We start from the raw sequence: 18,190 nt of genomic DNA on the forward strand, positions 1-18,190 counted from the left end.
GGCTCCGGTACTCTCCGTGGGATGCGAGTGGTTCCGAGGCCGGGCTCTGCCGGTGTTGCCCCTGCGGCGGCTCCGGGACCGGGAATGTGCTCCGTTCGCCCTGTGCGAGTACGGGCTGCGAGCCTCTGTTCGACTCTCCGCAACGTGCGTCGCACAGTATGCACCACGGGTACTCTTTCGCGCTGGAATATGCCCGAAGCGCTTGTTGCGGTGACTGTACGTCAACCATGCTGTCTTGCAAGGGAGTCACTTTCAGTGACCTTGTTCAGGACCTTGTCGAGGCGCGAGGCGATGTGTCCGCCGGTTCGGATGGTGTGAGCGGTGCAGGTGCTTCTGGTTCAGTTGGAGGTCGGGCCCGATCCCGCGGAGGTGGGGCGCGCCCGCAGGTGGGCTCGTTCCAGGCTCGCCGGGTCCGGTATAGGGGACGACGAGCCGCTGGCCGACACGCTGATCCTGCTGATCTCGGAGCTGGTCACCAACGCCGTCGTCCACACCGGCTGTCCGGCCGTGCTGCGGATGCTCTTCGGGGCGGGCGTGGCCGAGGCCGGGACCGTACGGGTGGAGGTCGCCGACATCAGCGCCCGCCCGCCGCAGCCGCGCCACGCCGAGGGCGACGACACCAACGGCCGCGGTCTTGAACTGGTCGACGGACTCGCCGACCGGTGGGGCTGGCAGCCGGAGGGCGCCGGCAAGTCCATCTGGTGTGAGGTGGACAGGGGTGCACCGGCGGTCGCGGCAGGGGCATACGAGCAGCCGGGAGTGCGGGGCTATGTCACCGCGCCGTAGGGCGCGGGGTAGCAGCCCGGGACAGCAGCCCGGGACAGCAGCCCGGGGTCGCGGTCTGGGATAGCTGCCTGGGGTTGCAGTGTGGGACAGCCGCCCTGGGGTCGCGTTCTGGGGTCGCGCAGGCCGGGTTGCCGCCCGTTGTCTGCCGGTGACGGCCGTCAGAGGATCGCGACCGGGGCTACGGGGGTCCCCGTGCCGCCGACGAACGGCTCCGGCATCGCGGACAGCAGGAACGCGTACCGCCCGGTTTCCGCACAGGCTGTGGACAACTTTTCCAGATTCCAGTTCTGGCCCTGCAGCATGCCCATCTCGACCAGGTCCAGGGCATGCACGGGCAGCCAGAGGTTTTCGATCTCCGGCGGGAAGATCTCGAAGGTGAGGGTGTCGTTCGCGACGGCGGCGACATCGTGGGCGTGGAACCACTCGGGGGTACGGACGGACAGGCCCGGGGACGGGTATCCGTAGCCGTGTTTGTCGCCACCGAGGCAGACCTGGATCTGTCCGGTCCGTACGAGAACGATGTCACCGGATTTTATGGTCATGCCGGCGAACTCCGCGGCCTCATCGAGGTCCTCGGGTGTGACGGCGTGATCTCCGGGCAGTCGGTCCAGACCCTTGGCGCGCGCCACATCGAGCAGTACGCCGCGCGAGACGATATGGCATGCCTTGTCGATACCGCTGAACTGTGCGCGGGTGTGCGCGGTGATGGTGTCGGCGGGGCGGCCGTTGTAGATCTTGCCGGAGTGCGATGCATGGGTCAGCGCGTCCCAGTGGGTGGCGGCCTGCAGGCCCATGGTCACGGCGTCGTCGCTGGTGGCGACGGTGCCGGGGCCGAACAGCTCCTGGTTGATCTGGACCATGGTGTGCAGCGGGTTCACCCGGCCCGGGATGAGGCCGGTCTGGACGCCGTCCTGCTGCAGCGGCAGCGCGAGGGCGACGCGGCGCCCGCTGCGGACTTCGGCGGCGGCGTTCCTGACGACCTCGTCGGTGATCAGGTTGAGCGTGCCGATCTCGTCGCTCGTGCCCCAACGCCCCCAGTTGTTCACGCGTTTGGCGATGTCGTGGAACTCGGCCGGCAGTGACATCGGGCCTCCCGGGTCTTGTGCTCGAGTATCTGGCTGACCGTAGAATCTAACGGTCCGTCAGAAACCGCGGGAAGGGGCCGGACGTGGGGAACTTCTTGGCAGGCAAGGTCGTCGCCGTCACGGGTGCGGGGCGCGGCATCGGCCGGGCGGTCGCGCTGGCCGCCGCGGCGGAGGGCGCACGGGTCGTCGTCAACGACTACGGCGTCTCGATCGAGGGCGGCGAGCCGACGAGTGAGATCGCCGAGGCCGTGGTCAAGGAGATCGAGGCGGCGGGCGGAGAGGCGGTCGCGGTCGCGGACGACATCTCGACGATGGCGGGCGGCCGGCGGATCGTGGACGTGGCGCTGGCGCAGTACGGCCGTATCGACGGTGTGGTCTGTGTGGCCGGGATTCTGCGCGAACGGATGCTCTTCAACATGTCCGAGGAGGAGTGGGACCCGGTCGTCGCGACGCATCTGAAGGGGACGTTCACGGTGTTCCGGGCGGCGTCGGCGGTGATGCGGAAGCAGGGCGGCGGAACCTTGATCGGGTTCACCAGCGGCAACCACCAGGGGAGCGTGGCGCAGGCCAACTACTCGGCGGCGAAGGGCGGGATCATCTCGCTGGTGCGGAGCGCGGCGCTGGGCCTGAACAAGTACGGGGTGACGGCGAACGCGGTGGCGCCGGTGGCGCGTACGCGGATGTCGGCGAACGTACCCATGGAGCTGAAGGAGATCGGGGAGCCGGAGGACGTGGCGGCGCTGGTCGTGTACCTGCTCTCCGAGCGGGCGCGGGAGGAGCGGATCACGGGCCAGGTCTACACGATCGCGGGCCCGAAGATCGCGGTGTGGGCGCAGCCGCGGGAACTGCGGGCCGGTTACGCGGAGGGGGCGTGGACCCCGGAGAAGATCGCGGACTTTCTGCCGGGGACGGTGGGGGTGGACCCGATGCCGATGCTGGCGCGCTTGGAGGAGATGGCGCGGGCGGCGGCGTCGGGTGAGCGCCCGAACGCCTAGCCGGGCCCCGGGTTACGGGGCCCCGCCCCCGGGCTCCGCGCCTCAATCGCCGGCGGGGCTGCTGTTGGGGCTCCGCCCCAAGCCCCGCTCCTCAAACGCCGGAGGGGCTGGGATGTCCGGGAAACCCAGCCCGTCCGGCGATTGAGGACACGCCCGGAGGGCGTCCGGGGGTCTGGGGGCTTGCCCCCAGCTCGGGAAGGGGCGGGGTGGGGTGGGGTGGGGTGGGGAACTTCAACTCCTTGGAGGAGACGTGGACTTCGCGTTCGGTCCCGCGGACCAGCAATTCCGCCGCGAGGTACGGGCCTGGCTCGACGCCCACCTCGTCGGGAGCCACGCCGAGGCCGCCCGCCACGGCGGCCCCGGCAGCGAGCACGAGCGCGTAGCGGCCCGCCGCGCCTGGGAGCGGGAGCTCGGCCGAGCCGGGTGGATCGGGCTCGGCTGGGACACCGGCGCGTACGGGAACCGGCAGGCCACACTGACCCAACAGGTTGTCTGGGCCGAGGAGTACGCCCGCTCCGGCGCCCCCGGCCGCGTCGGGCACATCGGCGAGAACCTCCTTGCGCCCACTCTCATCGCGTACGGCAGCCAGGAGCAGCAGGACCGCTTCCTGCCTGCCGTCGCGCGCGGCGAGGAGCTCTGGTGCCAGGCGTACAGCGAGCCCGGCGCGGGCTCGGACCTCGCCGGGGTGCGGACCGCCGCCGTACGGGACGGTGACACCTACCGGATCAGCGGACAGAAGATCTGGACCTCCCTGGCGCACGAAGCCGACTGGTGCTTCGTCCTCGCCCGCACCGAGCCCGGATCGCAGAGCCACCACGGCCTGTCGTTCCTGCTCCTGCCCATGTACCAGCCGGGCCGTATCGACGTACGGCCGATCCGCCAGATGTCCGGCACCGCGGAGTTCAACGAGGTCTTCTTCGACGGCGCCCTCGCCGCCGCCGGACATGTCGTCGGCGGCGAGGGCAACGGCTGGCGCGTCGCCATGGGCCTGCTCGCTCTGGAGCGCGGCGTGTCGACCCTGGTCCAACAGATCGGGTTCGAGGAGGAGTTGGCGCAGGTCGTCCGGCTGGCAGTCGAGAGCGGCGCCGCCGACGACCCCGTACTCAGAGACCGTCTCGTACGGCAGTGGGCCGAACTGCGCACCATGCGCTGGAACGCCCTGCGCACGCTGGGCAGTTCCGAGGAGGACCCCGGAGCCCCCAGCGTCGCCAAACTGCTCTGGGGCGGCTGGCACCAGCGGCTCGGCGAGCTCGCCATGGCCGTACGCGGTGCGGGCGCGGCGGCAGGTCCGTACGACTGGAGCGCCGAGAACCCGTACGAACTCGACGTCCTCCAACGGCTGTTCCTCTTCACCCGCGCCGACACCATCTACGGCGGCTCGGACGAAATCCAGCGCAACATCATCGCCGAGCGGGTGCTCGGCCTACCGAGGGAGCCCCGATGAGAGGCGTCGTCTTCGACGGCAAGCAGCCGCAGGTGGTTGACGATCTGGAGATACGGGATCCGGGCCCCGGCGAGGTCCTGGTCGCCGTCGCCGCCGCCGGGCTCTGCCACAGCGATCTCTCGGTGATCGACGGCACGATCCCCTTTCCCGTGCCGCTGGTCCTCGGGCACGAGGGCGCGGGCGTTGTCGCGGCGGTCGGCGCGGGCGTCGGCCATGTCGCGCCCGGCGACCATGTCTCGCTCTCCACCCTCGCCAACTGCGGCGCGTGCGCGGACTGCGACCGCGGCCGGCCCACCATGTGCCGCAAGGCGATCGGGCGGCCCGGCCGACCCTTCTCGCGCGGTGGCGAACCGCTCTACCAGTTCGCCTCCAACTCCGCCTTCGCGGAGCGGACGATCGTCAAGGCCGTCCAGGCCGTGAAGATCCCCTCCGACCTGCCGCTGACCTCCGCCGCGCTGATCGGCTGCGGGGTGCTGACGGGAGTCGGAGCCGTACTCAACCGCGCGAAGGTCGACCGCGGCGACACCGTCGTTGTCATCGGTACGGGCGGCATCGGGCTCAACGTCATCCAGGGCGCCCGGATCGCGGGCGCGTCCGTCATCGTCGCGGTGGACTCGAATCCGGCGAAGGAGGGGGTGGCCCGGCAGTTCGGGGCGACGCATTTCCTCGAATCGGCGGACGGCGTACGGGAGATCCTGCCGACCGGCGCCGACCACGCCTTCGAGTGCGTCGGTCACACCGCGCTGATCCGCCAGGCGATCGATCTGCTCGACCGGCACGGCCAGGCGATTCTCCTCGGTATGCCGGCGGCGACGGCGGAGGCGTCGTTCGTGCCGGCGGCCATGTTCCTGGACAAGTCCATTCTGGGCTGCCGTTACGGATCCTCGCGCCCGCAGCACGACATCGCGCTCTACGCCGAGCTGTACCGGCAGGGCCGGCTGCTGCTGGACGAACTGGTCACCGAGACCTATCCGATCGAGGACTTCGCGAAGGCGGCGGACGACGCACACCACGGGCGGGTTGCGCGCGGCGTTCTGACGTTCTGAGCCCTGACGCTGTGCCCCCCGGGCCGGCGCTCAGCACGACACTCAGCGCGGCGACGGCAGCACGAGCCTGAGCACGCGCCCTACGCCGACCCCCGGAAAACTGGTTGAGCCCGCCCCACCGCTCCGCGTTACGGTCGCCCCATGCCCTACCGCGAACTGGCCACTCGGCCCGTCCTGACCTGGTCACTTGTTGCCGTCGGGGCCCGATCCCCGGTCGCGATGGCGCCGCTCGCGCTGGTCTTCCTGGTGCGCGAGCGGCCCGGCGGTTACGGGCTCGGCGCCACGCTCGCCGCCGTGTACGTGCTCGGCGAGATCCTCGGCGCGCTGCTGCTCGGGCCCCGCCTCACCCCGGAACGCGCCCGTTTCCAGATCGCCGCCGGCCTGGTCGCCGGGGCCGCCGCCTTCGCCGCGCTGGGGGTCTTCCCGCATGAACACCCCGTACTGCTCGGCGCGTTCGCACTGACCGCCGGTGCCGCGCCCGCCGCGTCGCCGGGCGGTCTTCGCACCATGCTGCTCTCGCTTGTTCCCGAGCGCGCCGCCGCTCAGGCCATGAGCTTCGAGTCGACGCTCACCTTCGTCATCTGGGCCGCGACCCCGGTGCTCGCCACCTCTCTTGCTCTCGGCGTGAATCCGTCCGTGCCGCTGCTGCTCGCCGCCGGGCTCGCCGTGTCGGGGGCCGCGGGCCTGTGGGCGCTGCCTGTGGGATGGCAGGCCGAGGAAGCCCCCGCCGAGGGCGGCTCGACGCTGCGCGTACTGGCCGCCGCCTGGCCGGTGTACGTCACGGGCGCGGCCGGTATGGGACTGCTGGCCCTCGCCGAACTGGTCCTGCCGGCCCTGCTGGAGCAGCGGCATATCGCGGTCGGCTGGGCGGGCCCGCTGCTCGCGGGGTACTCGGTGGCCGCGGCCCTCGGCTCGTTCGGCTACGGCCTGCGAACCTGGCCGGGCCGGGTCCGTACACAGAGCCTGGTGCTGCTCTTCGCCGTCTCTGCCGTGGTCGCGGCGGTCGCGCTCGTGCCGGCGCTCGTCGGCGTCGCGGTGGGCCTGCTGCTGGCCGGGGTACTCACGTCCGGGGTGCAGCTGACCCGTACGCTCGCGCTGCGCCAGGCGCTCCCCGCGCGGATGCTCGCCGCCGGCTTCTCGGTGATGTACGCGGCCGCCGGCGTCGGTTACGCGGCGAGCGCGACGCTGTCGGGCGCGCTGCTGAGCGTCGCGTCGCCGTCGGCGGCGATCCTGGCGGGCGTGGGACTGACGGTCGTACTGGCCGTGGTCAGCGCCCTGGGGGAGCGGCGGATGTCATCCGCCACCGCCGCTGTCGTTCAGGACTCCCGCGCGGAAAGTGCGGCGGTAGACGGTCGGCGGGACGCCGAGCACCGCCTGTAGGTGCTGGCGCATCGACTGCGCCGTACCGAAGCCCGCGTCCCGCGCCACCTGGTCGACCGACAGCTCCGTGGATTCGAGCAGATGCCGGGCCCGCTCCACGCGCTGCTGCGTCAGCCACTGGCCGGGGCTGACGCCGACCTCCTCGCGGAATCGGCGCGTGAACGTTCGTACGCTCATGGACTCCTGTTCCGCCATGTCGCGCAGCTGGATCGGCTCGTGGAGGCGGCCGAGTGCCCAGCCGCGTGCGGCGGTTGTGGTCGCCAACTGTGGTTCGGGGAGCGGGCGTTGGATGTACTGGGCCTGCCCGCCGTCCCGGTGCGGCGGTACGACGCTGCGCCGGGCGACGTCGTTGGCCACGGCCGCCCCGTGGTCGCGCCGCACCATGTGTACGCACAGGTCGATGCCGGCCGCGACGCCCGCCGAGGTGAGGACGTCGCCGTCGTCGATGTACAGCACGTCGGGGTCGACCTTGACGGAGGGGAAGAGGCGCTGGAAGAGGTCCGCCCAGTGCCAGTGGGTGGTGGCGGGCCGGCCGTCCAGATAGCCGGCGGCGGCGAGGACGAAGCTGCCGGTGCAGATGGACGCCATACGGGTGCCGGGGCGGACATGACGGAACGCCTGGGCGAGCTCCTCGGGGAGGCGGCCCTCCTGGTAGAGCACATCGGGCTCGTACGCGGCGGGCACGATCACCGTGTCGGCTTCGGCCAGTGCCTCCGGGCCGTGCTCGATGTACAGCGAGAAGTCCGCCTCGGCCTGCACGAAGCCGGGTGTTGGCGCGCAGGTGACGACCTCGTAGAGGTGGTCGCCACCGGGGGAGAAGGCGCGGCCGAAGATGCGGTGGGGGATCCCCAGCTCGAAGGGGATCACCTGGGGCATGGCGAGGACGGCGATGCGGTGCTTCCTGGTTGCGGAGCTTGTCGTCTCGCGTCTCGTAGTGATGGAGCTCGTCCTGTCGCGTCTCTTCGCATCGGCCATGGCCCGATCCTAACGAACGCTGTCCTTCGGGCCACTCGTTGCCGGTGATCGATCCCCGGATGCTGGGTGACGTGACCCAGACAACCGCGCCGCACGGCGGCCCGCAGCCCCTTCGTCCTCCTCCCCGTATCCACCGCGCGTGGTTCGTCGCTGTCGTCACCTTTGTGACGATCATCGGTGCCGCCGCCTTCGCCTCGCTGCCGGGCCTGCTGATCGAGCCGCTGCACGAGGAGTTCCACTGGTCGCGGGGCACGATCGGCTTCGCGGTCTCGGTGAATCTGGCGCTGTACGGGCTCACCGCGCCGTTCGCCGCGGCGCTGATGGACCGCTTCGGCATCCGCCGGGTGGTCGCGGTCGCGCTGACGGTCATCGCGGTCGGATCCGGACTGACCGTCTTCATGACGACGTCATGGCAACTGGTGATGTACTGGGGCATTCTGGTCGGCCTGGGCAGCGGCTCGATGGCGCTGGCATTCGCCGCGACGGTCACCAACCGGTGGTTCGTGCAGCGGCGCGGACTGGTCACCGGCATCCTCACCGCGGCCGGCGCCTCCGGCCAGCTCATCTTTCTGCCCCTCCTCTCCTGGCTGGTCGAGAACCACGACTGGCGCCCGGCCTCGATCACGGTCGCGCTCTCGGCTCTCGCGGTCGTCCCGTTCGTCTGGCTGCTGCTGCGGGACCACCCGGCGGACGTGGGCATTGCGGCGTACGGCGCCGAGGGCTTCACGCCGAAGCCCGACCCGGTCCCCGGCGCGGCCCGCCGCGCGGTCACCGTCCTGTTCCGGGCGGCCCGCACCGGCCCGTTCTGGCTGCTGGCAGGCACCTTCGCGATCTGCGGCGCCTCGACGAACGGCCTGGTCAAGACCCACTTCGTGCCCGCCGCCCACGACCACGGCATGCCGATCACGGCGGCCGCTTCGCTGCTCGCGGTGATCGGCGTCTTCGATGTCGTCGGCACGATCGCCTCGGGCTGGTTCACCGACCGCTTCGAGGCGCGGCGGCTGCTGGCCGTCTACTACGCGCTGCGCGGCATCAGTCTGCTCTTCCTGCCGATGCTGCTGGCCCCGTCCGTCCACCCGCCGATGATCTTCTTCATCGTCTTCTACGGCCTGGACTGGGTGGCGACGGTTCCGCCGACGATCGCCCTGTGCCGCGAGCACTACGGCGACGACAGCGCGATCGTCTTCGGCTGGGTGCTGGCCTCGCACCAGGTGGGCGCGGCGATCGTAGCCTTCGCGGGCGGCCTGGCGCGGGACACCTTCGGCTCGTACAACGTGGTCTGGTACGCGTCGGGGGCGCTGTGCGCGGCGGCGGCGTTGATGGCGCTGGTGATCCGGCGCAAGCCGCTGCCGAAGCTGTCACCTGTGTCACCTGTGTCACCCGTGTCATCTGTGTCGCTGGTGAAGCCGACGACCGCGGCCGACACCGTCACGCGCTGAAGCGCCCGAACCGCCCCCGGTGGAAAAGCAGCGGCGCGTCCTCGTCGTCCGCTTTCCCGTCCGTCGCACCCAGCGCCGCCACCCGGCCCACGACGATCAGATGGTCGCCGCCGGTGTGCACGGTCTGGATCGTGCAGTCGATCCAGGCCGGTACGCCCTCCAGGAGCGGCGACCCGGTCACCGGCGCTCCGGTGTGCGTGACTCCGGCGAACTTGTCCGCGCCGCTCACCGCGAAGCCCCGGCACAGCTCGCCCTGGTCCGCGCCAAGGACGTTGACGCAGAAGGACCCGGCGCGGGCGATGCGCGGCCAGGTCGTCGATGTACGGGCGACCATGAAGGCGACCAGCGGCGGGTCGAGCGACAGGGAGGCGAAGGACTGGCAGGCGAAACCGGCCGGTCCGTCCTCGTCGTACGCAGTGATGACGGTGACGCCGGTCGCGAAGTGCCCCAGTACGCGGCGGAATTCGGCCGCGTCGACGGGCAGCCGCTCGTCGTCGCCGACGGCCCGCAGGTCCGGGCGCGGCAAGGCGTCGAAAGGCTCGGTGGCCGTGGGGGCCCCGACCGACCTGAGGTATCGGACGGCGGTTGCGGCCATCCCTGCGTGTCCCATCACAGCTTCCATTGAAGCTGACGGTTCGTCAGATTGGAAGCCTCAGAGACCCTTGTACCGGGGCGTGCGGCGCTCCACGAAGCTCGCCACGCCCTCGTTCGCGTCGTGCGTCGTCATGTTGATCTCCTGTGCGGCGGCCTCGGCGGCGAAGGCCGATGCCCGGTCGGCGTCGAGTGAGACGTTCACCAGCTGCTTGGTCAGCGCGAGCGCCCTCGTCGGCCCCGCCGCCAGCCGCTCCGCCCACTCGCGAGCGGTCTTCTCCAACTCCTCGGCCGGTACGACCCGGTTGACGAGTCCGATCCGCTCGGCCTCCGCGGCCGGGAGCGCGTCGCCGAAGAACATCAGCTCCTTCGCACGCTGCGGCCCGATCAGCCGGGGCAGCAGATACGCACCGCCGCCGTCCGGGACGAGCCCCCGCCGTACGAACACCTCGATGAACTTGGCCGGTTCCGCGGCCAGTACGAGATCGCAGGCGAAGGCGAGATGCGCGCCGATGCCGGCGGCGGTGCCGTTGACGGCGGCGATCACGGGTTTCTCGCAGTCGAGTACGGCCCCGATCAGGCGCTGCGCGCCGAGCCGAATTGTCCGCGCCACGTCCCCGGGGATCCGCTCCCGAGCGGTCGGCGGAGTCCCGCGCAGATCCGCGCCCGCGCAGAACCCCTTGCCGGTGGCGGTGATGACGACGGCCCGGACCTCGGGGTCGGCGGAGGCGGCCTCCAGCAGCGCGATGATCCGTTCCCGCTGGTCCCAGGTGACCGCGTTCATGGCCTCGGGGCGGTTGAGGGTGATCCACGAGACCGCGTTGTCAGTGCTGTGCAGTATCAATGACTCAGTGGATTCTTCGGGGGAGGAAGTCATGGGGGAGCAGCTCCGATTCGTACGGTCGACGTCACCGGCAGACGGCCAGTGCGTCCAGCGCCACCGCGCCCTGCCCGCGCGGCAGCACCATCAGGGGGTTGATGTCCAGCTCCGACAGTTCGTCGCCCAGCTCCAGCGCCATCCGCTGGACCCGCAGCACGACCTCCACCAGCGCGTCCACATCCACCGGCGGGCCGCCCCGTACGCCGTCCAGCAGTGCGCGGCCGCGCAGTTCGCCGAGCATCGCGCGGGCCTGGTCCTCGCCGAAGGGAGGTACGCGTACGGCCGCGTCGTGCAGGACCTCCACCAGCACCCCGCCGAGGCCCACGGTCACCGTCGGGCCGAAGAGGGCGTCCTGAGTGACCCCCACGACCATCTCGACGCCTCGCTCGACCATCTGGCAGACCAGGATCCCGTCCAGGCCGACGTCCTCGTAGCGGGCGATGTCCGTCAGCTCGCGGTAGGCGTCGCGGATCTGGCTGGCCGAGGTCAGCCCGACCTTGACCAGGCCGAGTTCGGTCTTGTGCGCGAGCTGCGTGCCGGACGCCTTCATGACGACCGGGTAGCCGACCAGGCCCGCCGCCCGCACCGCCGCTGCCGCGCTGGTCACCAGCTGCTCGCGCGGCACCCTGATCCCGTACGCCCGAAGGAGCTGCTTCGCCGCGTGCTCGCTCAGCTGCTTGCCCGGGCGCATCAGTGCCTGCGCCTTGCGGAAGGAGGGCGAAGGGGTGCGCGGTGCCTCGTCGAAGGGCGAGCGGTAGCCGGCCCTGAAGCGGTGGTGGTCCAGATAGGCGCGCACGGCGGTGATGCAGTTGGCGAACGTACGGAAGGTGGCGACCCGCGAGGATCCCAGCAGCGTCTCGCGGTACGCCGCCTCCGTGCCCACGGGCGATCCCCACACCACGCAGACCAGCTTGTCCGTGGCCTCCGCCGCGTCCACCAGATCCTGCGCCAGTTTGTCGCTCATCGGCGGGAAGGGGCCGGTGATCGGGCAGATCAGCACACCGACATCGGGGTCGGCCAGGATCGCGTCGATGATCTTGCGTCCGCGCCAGTCGCCCACGGGGTGCCCGCCGTTGTCGACGGGGTTGGCCACACTCAGATACTCCGGTATCCACTCGTGCAGCTCGGCCTGCTTGGCCTCGCAGAGTTGCGGCAGCTTCAGCCCGGCCGCTGTCGCGAGGTCCGAGAAGTGCGCGCCGGTGCCGCCCGAGATCGAATAGACGACGACCCCTTCGGCCAGGGGCCTGCGTGCCCGCGCCAACAGGGCTGAGGTGTCCTGAAGTTCGTCGAGCCCGTCCACCCGGACCACGCCGAACTGCCGCATCGCCGCGTCCACCACCTGGTCCGCGCCTGTCAGCTTGCCGGTGTGCGAGGCGGCCATCCGTGCGCCGGCCTCGGTACGCCCGACCTTGACCGCGACGACCGGCACCCCGCGTCGCGCGGCCCGGTCGGCGGCGAGCAGGAAGGACCGCCCGTCCTTGAGCCCCTCCACGTAACAGGCGATGGCCCCGACCTCGGGGCGCTCGGCGAAGTACGAGATGAAGTCGGCGGTCTCCAGGTCGGCCTCGTTGCCGGTCGGCGCCCAGTGGGAGAGCCGTACGCCCAGCTCCTGCATGCTGAAGACGGGCCGACCCTGGTGCCCGGACTGGGTGATCAGCGCGATCGCAGGTCCGTCGAGGTCGTCGCGGAACTTCTCGAAGGCGTTGAGATTGGTGTTCGGCCCGAGCAGCCGCAGCCCCGACCGCTCGACGGCGGCCGCCAGCCGCCTCTGCGCGGCCGCGCCCTCCTCGCCGGTCTCGGCATACCCGGAGGCGAAGGCCACCGCGAACTTCACCTTGGCCCCGGCGAGTTCCCCGATCACCGGCAGCGGGTCGGCGACCAGGAGCACGGCGAGATCGACCTGCTCGGGCAGGTCGCTGACGGAAGGGACACAGCTCAGCCCGAAGACGGTCTCCCGGGTGGGATGCACCGGATGGAGCCGCGCCCCGACGCGCTCGGCCCAGTCGATCAGCTGCCGGGTGATCCCGGTATTGGGCCGCCCCTCGCTGTCGGACGCTCCGACGACGGCGACCGAGGCGGGCCGGAAGAACCGGTCCAGATCGGGCACGGGTGCGTACAGCGGCCGCCCGCTGACGTCCAGATCGCCGTCGGCCGCGGTGGCCGAAGCTGTGTCGTGGACGGCATTGCGGGGGTGCTCCCCACAGGCCACCACGCGGGCACGGAGGTCGGAGGTGAGGGTGCCGTGAGTAGATCCAAGCATCGCTGAGCCCCGCTCCTGCTCGTTGGCCTAGGCAACTGACGCATAGTCAGATTACAGACCTGACGACGCGTCAGGAACAGTCCTGCGGGCAAAGCCTGGTGACGACAGGGGATTGCGGGTTCACAGGACCGCGCGCGCAGTTCTCAGGGGCGTCGGCCGCTCACGATGGGCCGCTGTCCCACCCGTACCCACGTAAGTGATCCGGTTATGCCACGGCCCCTGCCGTAGCAGAGCGTTTCGGCCAGCCGGACTCCCGTAGTCCGTCAAGCGGGGCAGTGCCGGACGATCCACGTTTCCGGGGCGACCACGCCCCACACACCGGGTAGTTCGCTCCGGTAGCCCCCCGCGCGGACACCCGGACCACGCCACGGGTCGGCACCACCGTTCATCGCCAAGGCCAAGCTACCTTTGTGCGGTGTGTTGCAGCAGGGCCACGGTCAGGCCGCTGACTCGCTCGGCCCGGGTCACCACGTAGTGCTCACGAAGCGCCTGCGCCTGGGCTGCGGGCAGCTGCTTGATGGGATCCTGCGGGTTCCAGGCGGCCACCAGCCAGATACGCGGCTCGGCACCCAGGCACGCGGCCGGCGCGGGGCAATCTGCCGGTGTCAGGTCGTTCCTCTCGGTCGCCGGAAGGCCCAGGAAGACATCACGCAATTTGAGATCACGAGGTAGATAGAAGGTGACGCCCAGATCGCACCGGGTGTAATGGCATCCGGGTCGGTCGTAAACCACCGCGTCCCCGCTTCGGTATCCGTCGCGGATGATGCGCGCAGCACCCTTGTAGTCCATCCTCGGCCCGAAGTCCTCAGCGGGATAGGCGACCCACTGATGCGCGTAGTCCCCCCGCACCCCCCGCTGGTCGTGAACGGCGAGAAACGCGAGCATGACCAGTGCCAGGGGCAGCACCACTCGGTAGCGGATCCCGGCGATTGCGGCCCCGGCCAGCAAGGCCCACGCAGGCAAGGTGAACACGAAGTAGCGCGCGTCGAAGTACGACATGCCGTCCTGTGACACCTCCCACACCACCAGCGTGGGCAGCACGACCAGGGAGCTGCAGAAGACCACCGCATCGCGGGAGCGCGGCCACACCCACACAGCCACCACGGCCAGCACTGCCAAGACTCCCGGCAGCAGCGCGGATTTGAACACCGACTGCCACACCATAAACAGATCCCCCACGCCTGGCGCGGGGAGCCAGGCGATCTGCCGCTCGGCTTGCTTCATGCCCAGGGAAACCAACGGGACCACACAGCTGAGACCAATCAGGGCCGCCAGCCCGAATCCCACCCCCAACCGCCTGGCGGACTGGCGCTCGGAGCGGGCGCGCATCAGCACCGCGAGGGCATGCCCGACCACAATGGTGAGCGCCACCAGGTGCAGCATCCCGATCGCCCCGAGGCACACGGCGTAACCGCTCCACCACCCCCAACGCCTCTGCCCATCGAGGGCCTGCAGCAGCAGCCACGTAGCCAAAGCGACCACAAACGCGACCAGAGCGTACGAACGTGCTTCCTGGCCAAAGCGGGTTACCGACGGCAGCAAGGCGAACACGACACCGGCTGCCAGCCCCGCCCGGTGGCTGAACAGTCGCCGCCCAATCAGTGCCACGCACACGGTGGTACCGACCATGGCCAGCGCCGACGGCAGACGCATCACCCATGCGGCATCCCCGAACAGGGCAATCCATCCGTGCATGATCAGGTAGTAGGTGCCATGCACGGCGTCCACATTCTGCATCGCTCCCCACAACTGGGCAGTGCTGCGCGTCGCCAGCTGCCAGGTGGTCAGTTCATCCCACCACAGCTGCGGACCGCCGATCCCAAACAGCATCAGAACCAAGGTCAGCAGGCTCGGCCACAACCACACGCTGGGCAGCAGGCCTTGCAGCCGCCGGCGTGCTCCTGCGCCCCGCAGCTCAGCACCGCCTTGAGTGGATTCCTGCGCGCCCGGATCAATAGAGACGAGAGATGCCATATTGAAGTCCTCATAGCGGAATGGTCCTGAACGGCAAGGCCGTCGAGCGACCGCATCGAGATCTGTGCTCTACAAGTACCCGCCATGCCATGCCCGGCCAGGGAGGCGCGACGGAGCCTCACTAAGCCGCCTTTTCCGGTGTAGGCCAACGCCGCGACGGCTGACGTGAGCCAGTCCGGGCTGCGGCGATTCGGCAATCCCGCGGGCCTGAGCGGCGGTGTTGTCGACGGTCCTGGCAGGCAGCACTGGCCAAGTTCACACGGTGGTTGGCACCCCGCCCAGCACGCGCCGGGCCTGGCCGAGACGTTGAGGGCCAGGTAGAGCAGGCCGACCAAGGTCCGTTGATGTGGGCGGAGCTTGCAGCGGCGGTCACCAGCCCGGGTCAGGATGAGCGTCGTGCTCCGTTGGGCAGCCTCCGCGAAGGATGCGTCACGAAGTCCGCCGGAATCAGCCCGCGGCCAGCGACTTGGCGATCTTGCGGGCGTCGAGCGCCATCTCGCGGAACATCCCGCTGATCGGGTTCGTGAACCCCGTGAAGTACAGCCCCGGCGCCTGCGCCGCCGCGCGGCCGCCGTGTGTCACCGGCTTGCCCCGCTCGTCCAGGACGCCGAGATGGCCTACCAGACCCTCCAGCGCCCGGCGGTAGCCCGTAGCCGCGATCACCGTGTCCGGTGAGATCCGGGTGCCGTCTGCCAGGACCGCCTTGCTGTCCTCGAAGGACTCCAGCGCCGCGACCGGCTCGACCTTGCCGGCCCGTACCGCGTCGATCAGGCCCACGTCCTGGATCGGGATCGCGCCCTGCTTCACGCGGGAGTACAGGCCCGTGTCCGGGCGCGGCAGCCCCTGTTCCGTGAGGTCGGGGACGGAGACCTTGCACATGATCTCGCCCGCCCGGTCCACCAGGCGGACCGGCAGCCGGCGGACCAGGATGCCGGTCCGCTGGGCCGGCCAGCCCGCCGTCGAGCGGCGCACGATGTGCGGGGTCGTCCGCACGGCGAGGCGGACCCGGGCGGCGCCGCCCTCCACCAGGTCGACGGCTATCTCGGCGCCGGTGTTGCCGACGCCGACGACCAGTACGTCCTTGCCCGCGTACGGGGCGGCGTTGCGGTACTCGCCCGCGTGCAGCAGTTCGCCGGTGTACGCATCGCGGCCCGGCCAGTCGGGCAGCCGGGGGGTGTGGTTGTAGCCGGTGGCCACCACGACCGCCCGCCCGGTCAGCTCCCGGCCGCCTGTCGCGTGCAGCACCCAGTCGGGACCGGAGGGATCGATCCGGGAGACCTCGACCCCGGTCACGATCTCCAGCTCGTGGAACTCCGCGTACTTCTCCAGATAGCGGATCACGTCGTCACGGGAGACCCAGCGCCCGAACGACCGCGGCATCGCCAGACCGGGCAGTGCCGACAGCCGCCGGGTCGTGTGCAGATGCAGCCGGTCGTAGTGGCGGCGCCAGGAGGCGCCGACGGATTCCGACTTCTCGAGCACCACGGCCCGTACGCCCTGCTCCCGCAGCGCGGCGGCAGCCGCGAGACCGCCCGGGCCGCCGCCGATGACGTAGACGGGCCGGTCGTTCGTGAGGTCAATGTCCTTTTCGGCGGCCATGAACCGTGAGCGTAATCGCGCGATTACATGATGGGTCTCAGTCAAGGCGGGAATCGGTTGCGAATTGATCACGCCCGCACACCTCTTGCGCACATACCGTCGCATCCGCTGAACTGACGTTCCGTCAGAAATGAAGACGCGAAGAGAAGAGGGGGCCCGGATGGAGACCATCTGGCTCACCGGTGCCGAATGGCTCGCCGTCCTCCGCATCGGTCTCGGCCTGTGGTGGCTGGAGAGCTGGCGCCACAAGGACAAGAGGGACTGGTTCGAGCGCGGCACCGGCATCGCCTGGGCGGCGGGCGTCGCGGGCAAGCACAGGTGGCCGTTGGTGAAGAACGGCTTCAACAAGGTGGTCCAGCCCCGCCCCAAGGTCATGGCGTACGTCGTCGTCTACGCGGAACTCGCCCTGGGCCTCGGTCTGATCGTCGGCTTTCTGACCCCGGTCGCCCTCCTCGGTGGGCTCCTTCTCAATCTGCTCTATCTGGTCCTGATGATCCATGACTGGGCGGAACGGGGTCAGAACGGCATGATGGCGCTCATATCGTTCGTCGCCCTCTTCGCCATGGCATGGCAGACCTGGTCCCTGGACAGTGCGATCGGACTCTTTTGATGACCGCGACGCCTGAAGTCGACGACTTCACCCGCCCCTTCTGGGACGCCGCAGTCGATGGCCGGCTGCTGATCCGTCGCTGCCGCGCCTGCGCGAAGGCGCACCACTATCCGCGCGAGTTCTGCCCGCACTGCTGGAGCGAGGACGTCGGGTGGGAGGGCGCGAGCGGCCGCGCCACGCTCTACACCTGGTCTGTTGTGCACCGCAATGATCTGCCGCCCTTCGGTGACCGAGTCCCGTACACCGCCGCGGTCGTCGATCTCGCCGAAGGCCCGCGGATGATGACCGAGATCGTGGAGTGCCCGGAGGGCGGGCTGAGTATCGGCATGGAGCTGGAGGTCACCTTCCGCCGGGAGGACGGTGAGCCGGCGGTGCCTGTCTTCCGTCCGGCCCGGAGGCGGTGATCACGGCCAGAGCAGCTCCCTCGCCCAGCCGCTCTCCTCGCGGCGGTAGCGCAGCCGTACGTGCCGCCGCCGCTCGTCGCCCTGGAAGAACTCCACCTCGTACGGCTGGAGCACATACAGCGTCCAGGTCGGCACGGGCGCGTCCGGCTCGGCCCCGGCCCGCTCCCACGCCGCCTGTGACGCCGCCGCCAACTCGTCCTGCGAGCCGAGGACTTCGCTCTGGCGCCCGGTGAGCGCGGCGGCCAGCGCACCCGTCGAGCGGGCGTGCAGATCGGCCTGGCCCTCCGCGGAGGCGCCCGCCGTCACGCGGCCACGGATCCGGATCTGGCGGCCCTGCGCCGCCCAGTAGAAGCCCAGCGCGGCCTCCGGGTGCGCGGCGAGCTGCCGGCCTTTCGCGCTGGTGGCGTGCGAGGCGAAGTGCCAGCCGCGCTCGTCCGCGCCGTGCAGCATCAGCGTGCGTACGTCGGGACGCCCCCGCTCGTCCACGGTGGCCAGGGTCATGGTGTGCGGCTCGGTCTGGCCCGCTGCCACGGCCTCGGCGAACCAACTGTGGAAGAGCGGCAGTGGGGCGAGGGGCGCGGAAGCCGGGTCGAACGCGGGCAGTGTGGTGTCCCAGACCCGCTGTGCGTGCAGGAGCTCGCGGAAGGTTTCCTGCCGATCGTTGTCCATAAGGGCAAAGTACTACACTCGGAGTGGTATCGGCGGGGGGTGATCGAGAGGAC

16 protein-coding genes and 1 pseudogene are annotated in these 18,190 nt (G+C 70.4%); 8 read left to right on the forward strand and 9 right to left on the reverse strand.

Annotated features, from left to right (window positions below; translation table 11 throughout):
- Positions 1-321 precede the first annotated feature (321 nt).
- The gene (locus ACFYXH_RS09480; RefSeq protein ID WP_385300507.1) at positions 322-786 is read left to right on the forward strand and encodes an ATP-binding protein; all 465 of its coding nucleotides are present in this window, start codon (positions 322-324) and stop codon (positions 784-786) included.
- 158 nt (positions 787-944) lie between these two features.
- Here ACFYXH_RS09480 and ACFYXH_RS09485 read toward each other — a convergent pair whose 3' ends face one another.
- Entirely contained in the window at positions 945-1,871 is a 927-nt protein-coding gene (locus ACFYXH_RS09485; RefSeq protein WP_389561506.1) for a cyclase family protein, read from the reverse strand.
- 83 nt (positions 1,872-1,954) lie between these two features.
- On the opposite strand from ACFYXH_RS09485, the gene ACFYXH_RS09490 reads away from it, so the two are divergent.
- The 4 genes from ACFYXH_RS09490 (at position 1,955) to ACFYXH_RS09505 (ending at position 6,736) form a co-directional block, all read left to right on the forward strand.
- The gene (locus ACFYXH_RS09490) at positions 1,955-2,866 is read left to right on the forward strand and encodes an SDR family NAD(P)-dependent oxidoreductase (RefSeq protein WP_389561507.1); all 912 of its coding nucleotides are present in this window, start codon (positions 1,955-1,957) and stop codon (positions 2,864-2,866) included.
- A 250-nt stretch (positions 2,867-3,116) separates the two neighbouring features.
- Complete coding sequence (locus tag ACFYXH_RS09495; protein WP_389561508.1) at positions 3,117-4,310, forward strand: acyl-CoA dehydrogenase family protein; 1,194 nt, start codon at positions 3,117-3,119, stop codon at positions 4,308-4,310.
- Complete coding sequence (locus ACFYXH_RS09500) at positions 4,307-5,356, forward strand: Zn-dependent alcohol dehydrogenase (RefSeq protein WP_389561509.1); 1,050 nt, start codon at positions 4,307-4,309, stop codon at positions 5,354-5,356. Before ACFYXH_RS09495 ends, ACFYXH_RS09500 begins: the two co-directional genes overlap by 4 nt.
- 141 nt (positions 5,357-5,497) lie before the next feature.
- Positions 5,498-6,736, forward strand: a complete 1,239-nt coding sequence (locus ACFYXH_RS09505) for an MFS transporter (protein ID WP_389561510.1) — start codon at positions 5,498-5,500, stop codon at positions 6,734-6,736.
- Here ACFYXH_RS09505 and ACFYXH_RS09510 read toward each other — a convergent pair.
- On the reverse strand, positions 6,650-7,711 hold the full coding sequence (locus tag ACFYXH_RS09510; protein WP_389561511.1) for a GlxA family transcriptional regulator: 1,062 nt from the start codon (positions 7,709-7,711) through the stop codon (positions 6,650-6,652). The genes ACFYXH_RS09505 and ACFYXH_RS09510 overlap by 87 nt on opposite strands.
- Before the next feature lie 59 nt (positions 7,712-7,770).
- Between ACFYXH_RS09510 and ACFYXH_RS09515 the strand changes: the two genes are divergently transcribed.
- Positions 7,771-9,150, forward strand: coding sequence for an MFS transporter (locus tag ACFYXH_RS09515; RefSeq protein ID WP_389561512.1), 1,380 nt, complete (start codon positions 7,771-7,773; stop codon positions 9,148-9,150).
- Here ACFYXH_RS09515 and ACFYXH_RS09520 read toward each other — a convergent pair.
- The 6 genes and pseudogenes from ACFYXH_RS09520 to ACFYXH_RS09545 all read right to left on the reverse strand — a co-directional run bounded on the left by ACFYXH_RS09520 (position 9,140) and on the right by ACFYXH_RS09545 (position 16,454).
- Positions 9,140-9,745: a flavin reductase family protein gene (locus ACFYXH_RS09520; RefSeq protein ID WP_389561824.1), complete on the reverse strand. Its 606-nt coding sequence runs from the start codon at positions 9,743-9,745 to the stop codon at positions 9,140-9,142. The genes ACFYXH_RS09515 and ACFYXH_RS09520 overlap by 11 nt on opposite strands.
- A gap of 57 nt (positions 9,746-9,802) precedes the next feature.
- Positions 9,803-10,618, reverse strand: coding sequence for an enoyl-CoA hydratase/isomerase family protein (locus tag ACFYXH_RS09525; protein WP_389561513.1), 816 nt, complete (start codon positions 10,616-10,618; stop codon positions 9,803-9,805).
- A gap of 31 nt (positions 10,619-10,649) precedes the next feature.
- A complete protein-coding gene (locus ACFYXH_RS09530; RefSeq protein WP_389561514.1) occupies positions 10,650-12,881 on the reverse strand; it encodes an acetate--CoA ligase family protein in 2,232 nt (743 codons plus the stop codon).
- A 402-nt stretch (positions 12,882-13,283) separates the two neighbouring features.
- Complete coding sequence (locus tag ACFYXH_RS09535) at positions 13,284-14,855, reverse strand: glycosyltransferase family 39 protein (protein WP_389561515.1); 1,572 nt, start codon at positions 14,853-14,855, stop codon at positions 13,284-13,286.
- A 314-nt stretch (positions 14,856-15,169) separates the two neighbouring features.
- Positions 15,170-15,244, reverse strand: a pseudogene (locus ACFYXH_RS09540) (IS5/IS1182 family transposase); the annotation flags it as partial.
- A gap of 58 nt (positions 15,245-15,302) precedes the next feature.
- Positions 15,303-16,454, reverse strand: a complete 1,152-nt coding sequence (locus ACFYXH_RS09545; protein ID WP_389561516.1) for a flavin-containing monooxygenase — start codon at positions 16,452-16,454, stop codon at positions 15,303-15,305.
- 160 nt (positions 16,455-16,614) lie between these two features.
- On the opposite strand from ACFYXH_RS09545, the gene ACFYXH_RS09550 reads away from it, so the two are divergent.
- Together ACFYXH_RS09550 and ACFYXH_RS09555 are read left to right on the forward strand one after the other, a co-directional pair.
- Complete coding sequence (locus ACFYXH_RS09550; RefSeq protein WP_389561517.1) at positions 16,615-17,064, forward strand: DoxX family membrane protein; 450 nt, start codon at positions 16,615-16,617, stop codon at positions 17,062-17,064.
- Positions 17,064-17,468 carry a Zn-ribbon domain-containing OB-fold protein gene (locus ACFYXH_RS09555; protein WP_389561518.1) on the forward strand — a complete coding sequence of 135 codons (405 nt, stop codon included), beginning with the start codon at positions 17,064-17,066 and terminating at the stop codon, positions 17,466-17,468. The genes ACFYXH_RS09550 and ACFYXH_RS09555 overlap by 1 nt, the downstream gene beginning before the upstream one ends.
- Here the strand turns inward: ACFYXH_RS09555 and ACFYXH_RS09560 are convergent, their stop codons facing one another.
- Positions 17,469-18,137, reverse strand: coding sequence for a pyridoxal 5'-phosphate synthase (locus tag ACFYXH_RS09560; protein ID WP_389561519.1), 669 nt, complete (start codon positions 18,135-18,137; stop codon positions 17,469-17,471).
- Positions 18,138-18,190 lie beyond the last annotated feature (53 nt).

The organism is Streptomyces sp. NPDC002730 (genome assembly GCF_042888805.1).
Lineage (GTDB): Bacteria > Actinomycetota > Actinomycetes > Streptomycetales > Streptomycetaceae > Streptomyces.

What these genes read in the sequence shown, in the direction of transcription:
- ACFYXH_RS09500 (WP_389561509.1), top strand. Translation starts at nt 4,307, where the DNA reads ATGAGAGGCGTCGTCTTCGACGGCAAGCAGCCGCAGGTGGTTGACGAT.
- ACFYXH_RS09525 (WP_389561513.1), bottom strand. Translation starts at nt 10,618, where the DNA reads ATGACTTCCTCCCCCGAAGAATCCACTGAGTCATTGATACTGCACAGC.
- ACFYXH_RS09560 (WP_389561519.1), bottom strand. Translation starts at nt 18,137, where the DNA reads ATGGACAACGATCGGCAGGAAACCTTCCGCGAGCTCCTGCACGCACAG.
- ACFYXH_RS09535 (WP_389561515.1), bottom strand. Translation starts at nt 14,855, where the DNA reads ATGGCATCTCTCGTCTCTATTGATCCGGGCGCGCAGGAATCCACTCAA.
- ACFYXH_RS09520 (WP_389561824.1), bottom strand. Translation starts at nt 9,745, where the DNA reads ATGGCCGCAACCGCCGTCCGATACCTCAGGTCGGTCGGGGCCCCCACG.
- ACFYXH_RS09505 (WP_389561510.1), top strand. Translation starts at nt 5,498, where the DNA reads ATGCCCTACCGCGAACTGGCCACTCGGCCCGTCCTGACCTGGTCACTT.
- ACFYXH_RS09545 (WP_389561516.1), bottom strand. Translation starts at nt 16,454, where the DNA reads ATGGCCGCCGAAAAGGACATTGACCTCACGAACGACCGGCCCGTCTAC.
- ACFYXH_RS09555 (WP_389561518.1), top strand. Translation starts at nt 17,064, where the DNA reads ATGACCGCGACGCCTGAAGTCGACGACTTCACCCGCCCCTTCTGGGAC.
- ACFYXH_RS09515 (WP_389561512.1), top strand. Translation starts at nt 7,771, where the DNA reads ATGCTGGGTGACGTGACCCAGACAACCGCGCCGCACGGCGGCCCGCAG.
- ACFYXH_RS09550 (WP_389561517.1), top strand. Translation starts at nt 16,615, where the DNA reads ATGGAGACCATCTGGCTCACCGGTGCCGAATGGCTCGCCGTCCTCCGC.
- ACFYXH_RS09510 (WP_389561511.1), bottom strand. Translation starts at nt 7,711, where the DNA reads ATGGCCGATGCGAAGAGACGCGACAGGACGAGCTCCATCACTACGAGA.
- ACFYXH_RS09530 (WP_389561514.1), bottom strand. Translation starts at nt 12,881, where the DNA reads ATGCTTGGATCTACTCACGGCACCCTCACCTCCGACCTCCGTGCCCGC.
- ACFYXH_RS09485 (WP_389561506.1), bottom strand. Translation starts at nt 1,871, where the DNA reads ATGTCACTGCCGGCCGAGTTCCACGACATCGCCAAACGCGTGAACAAC.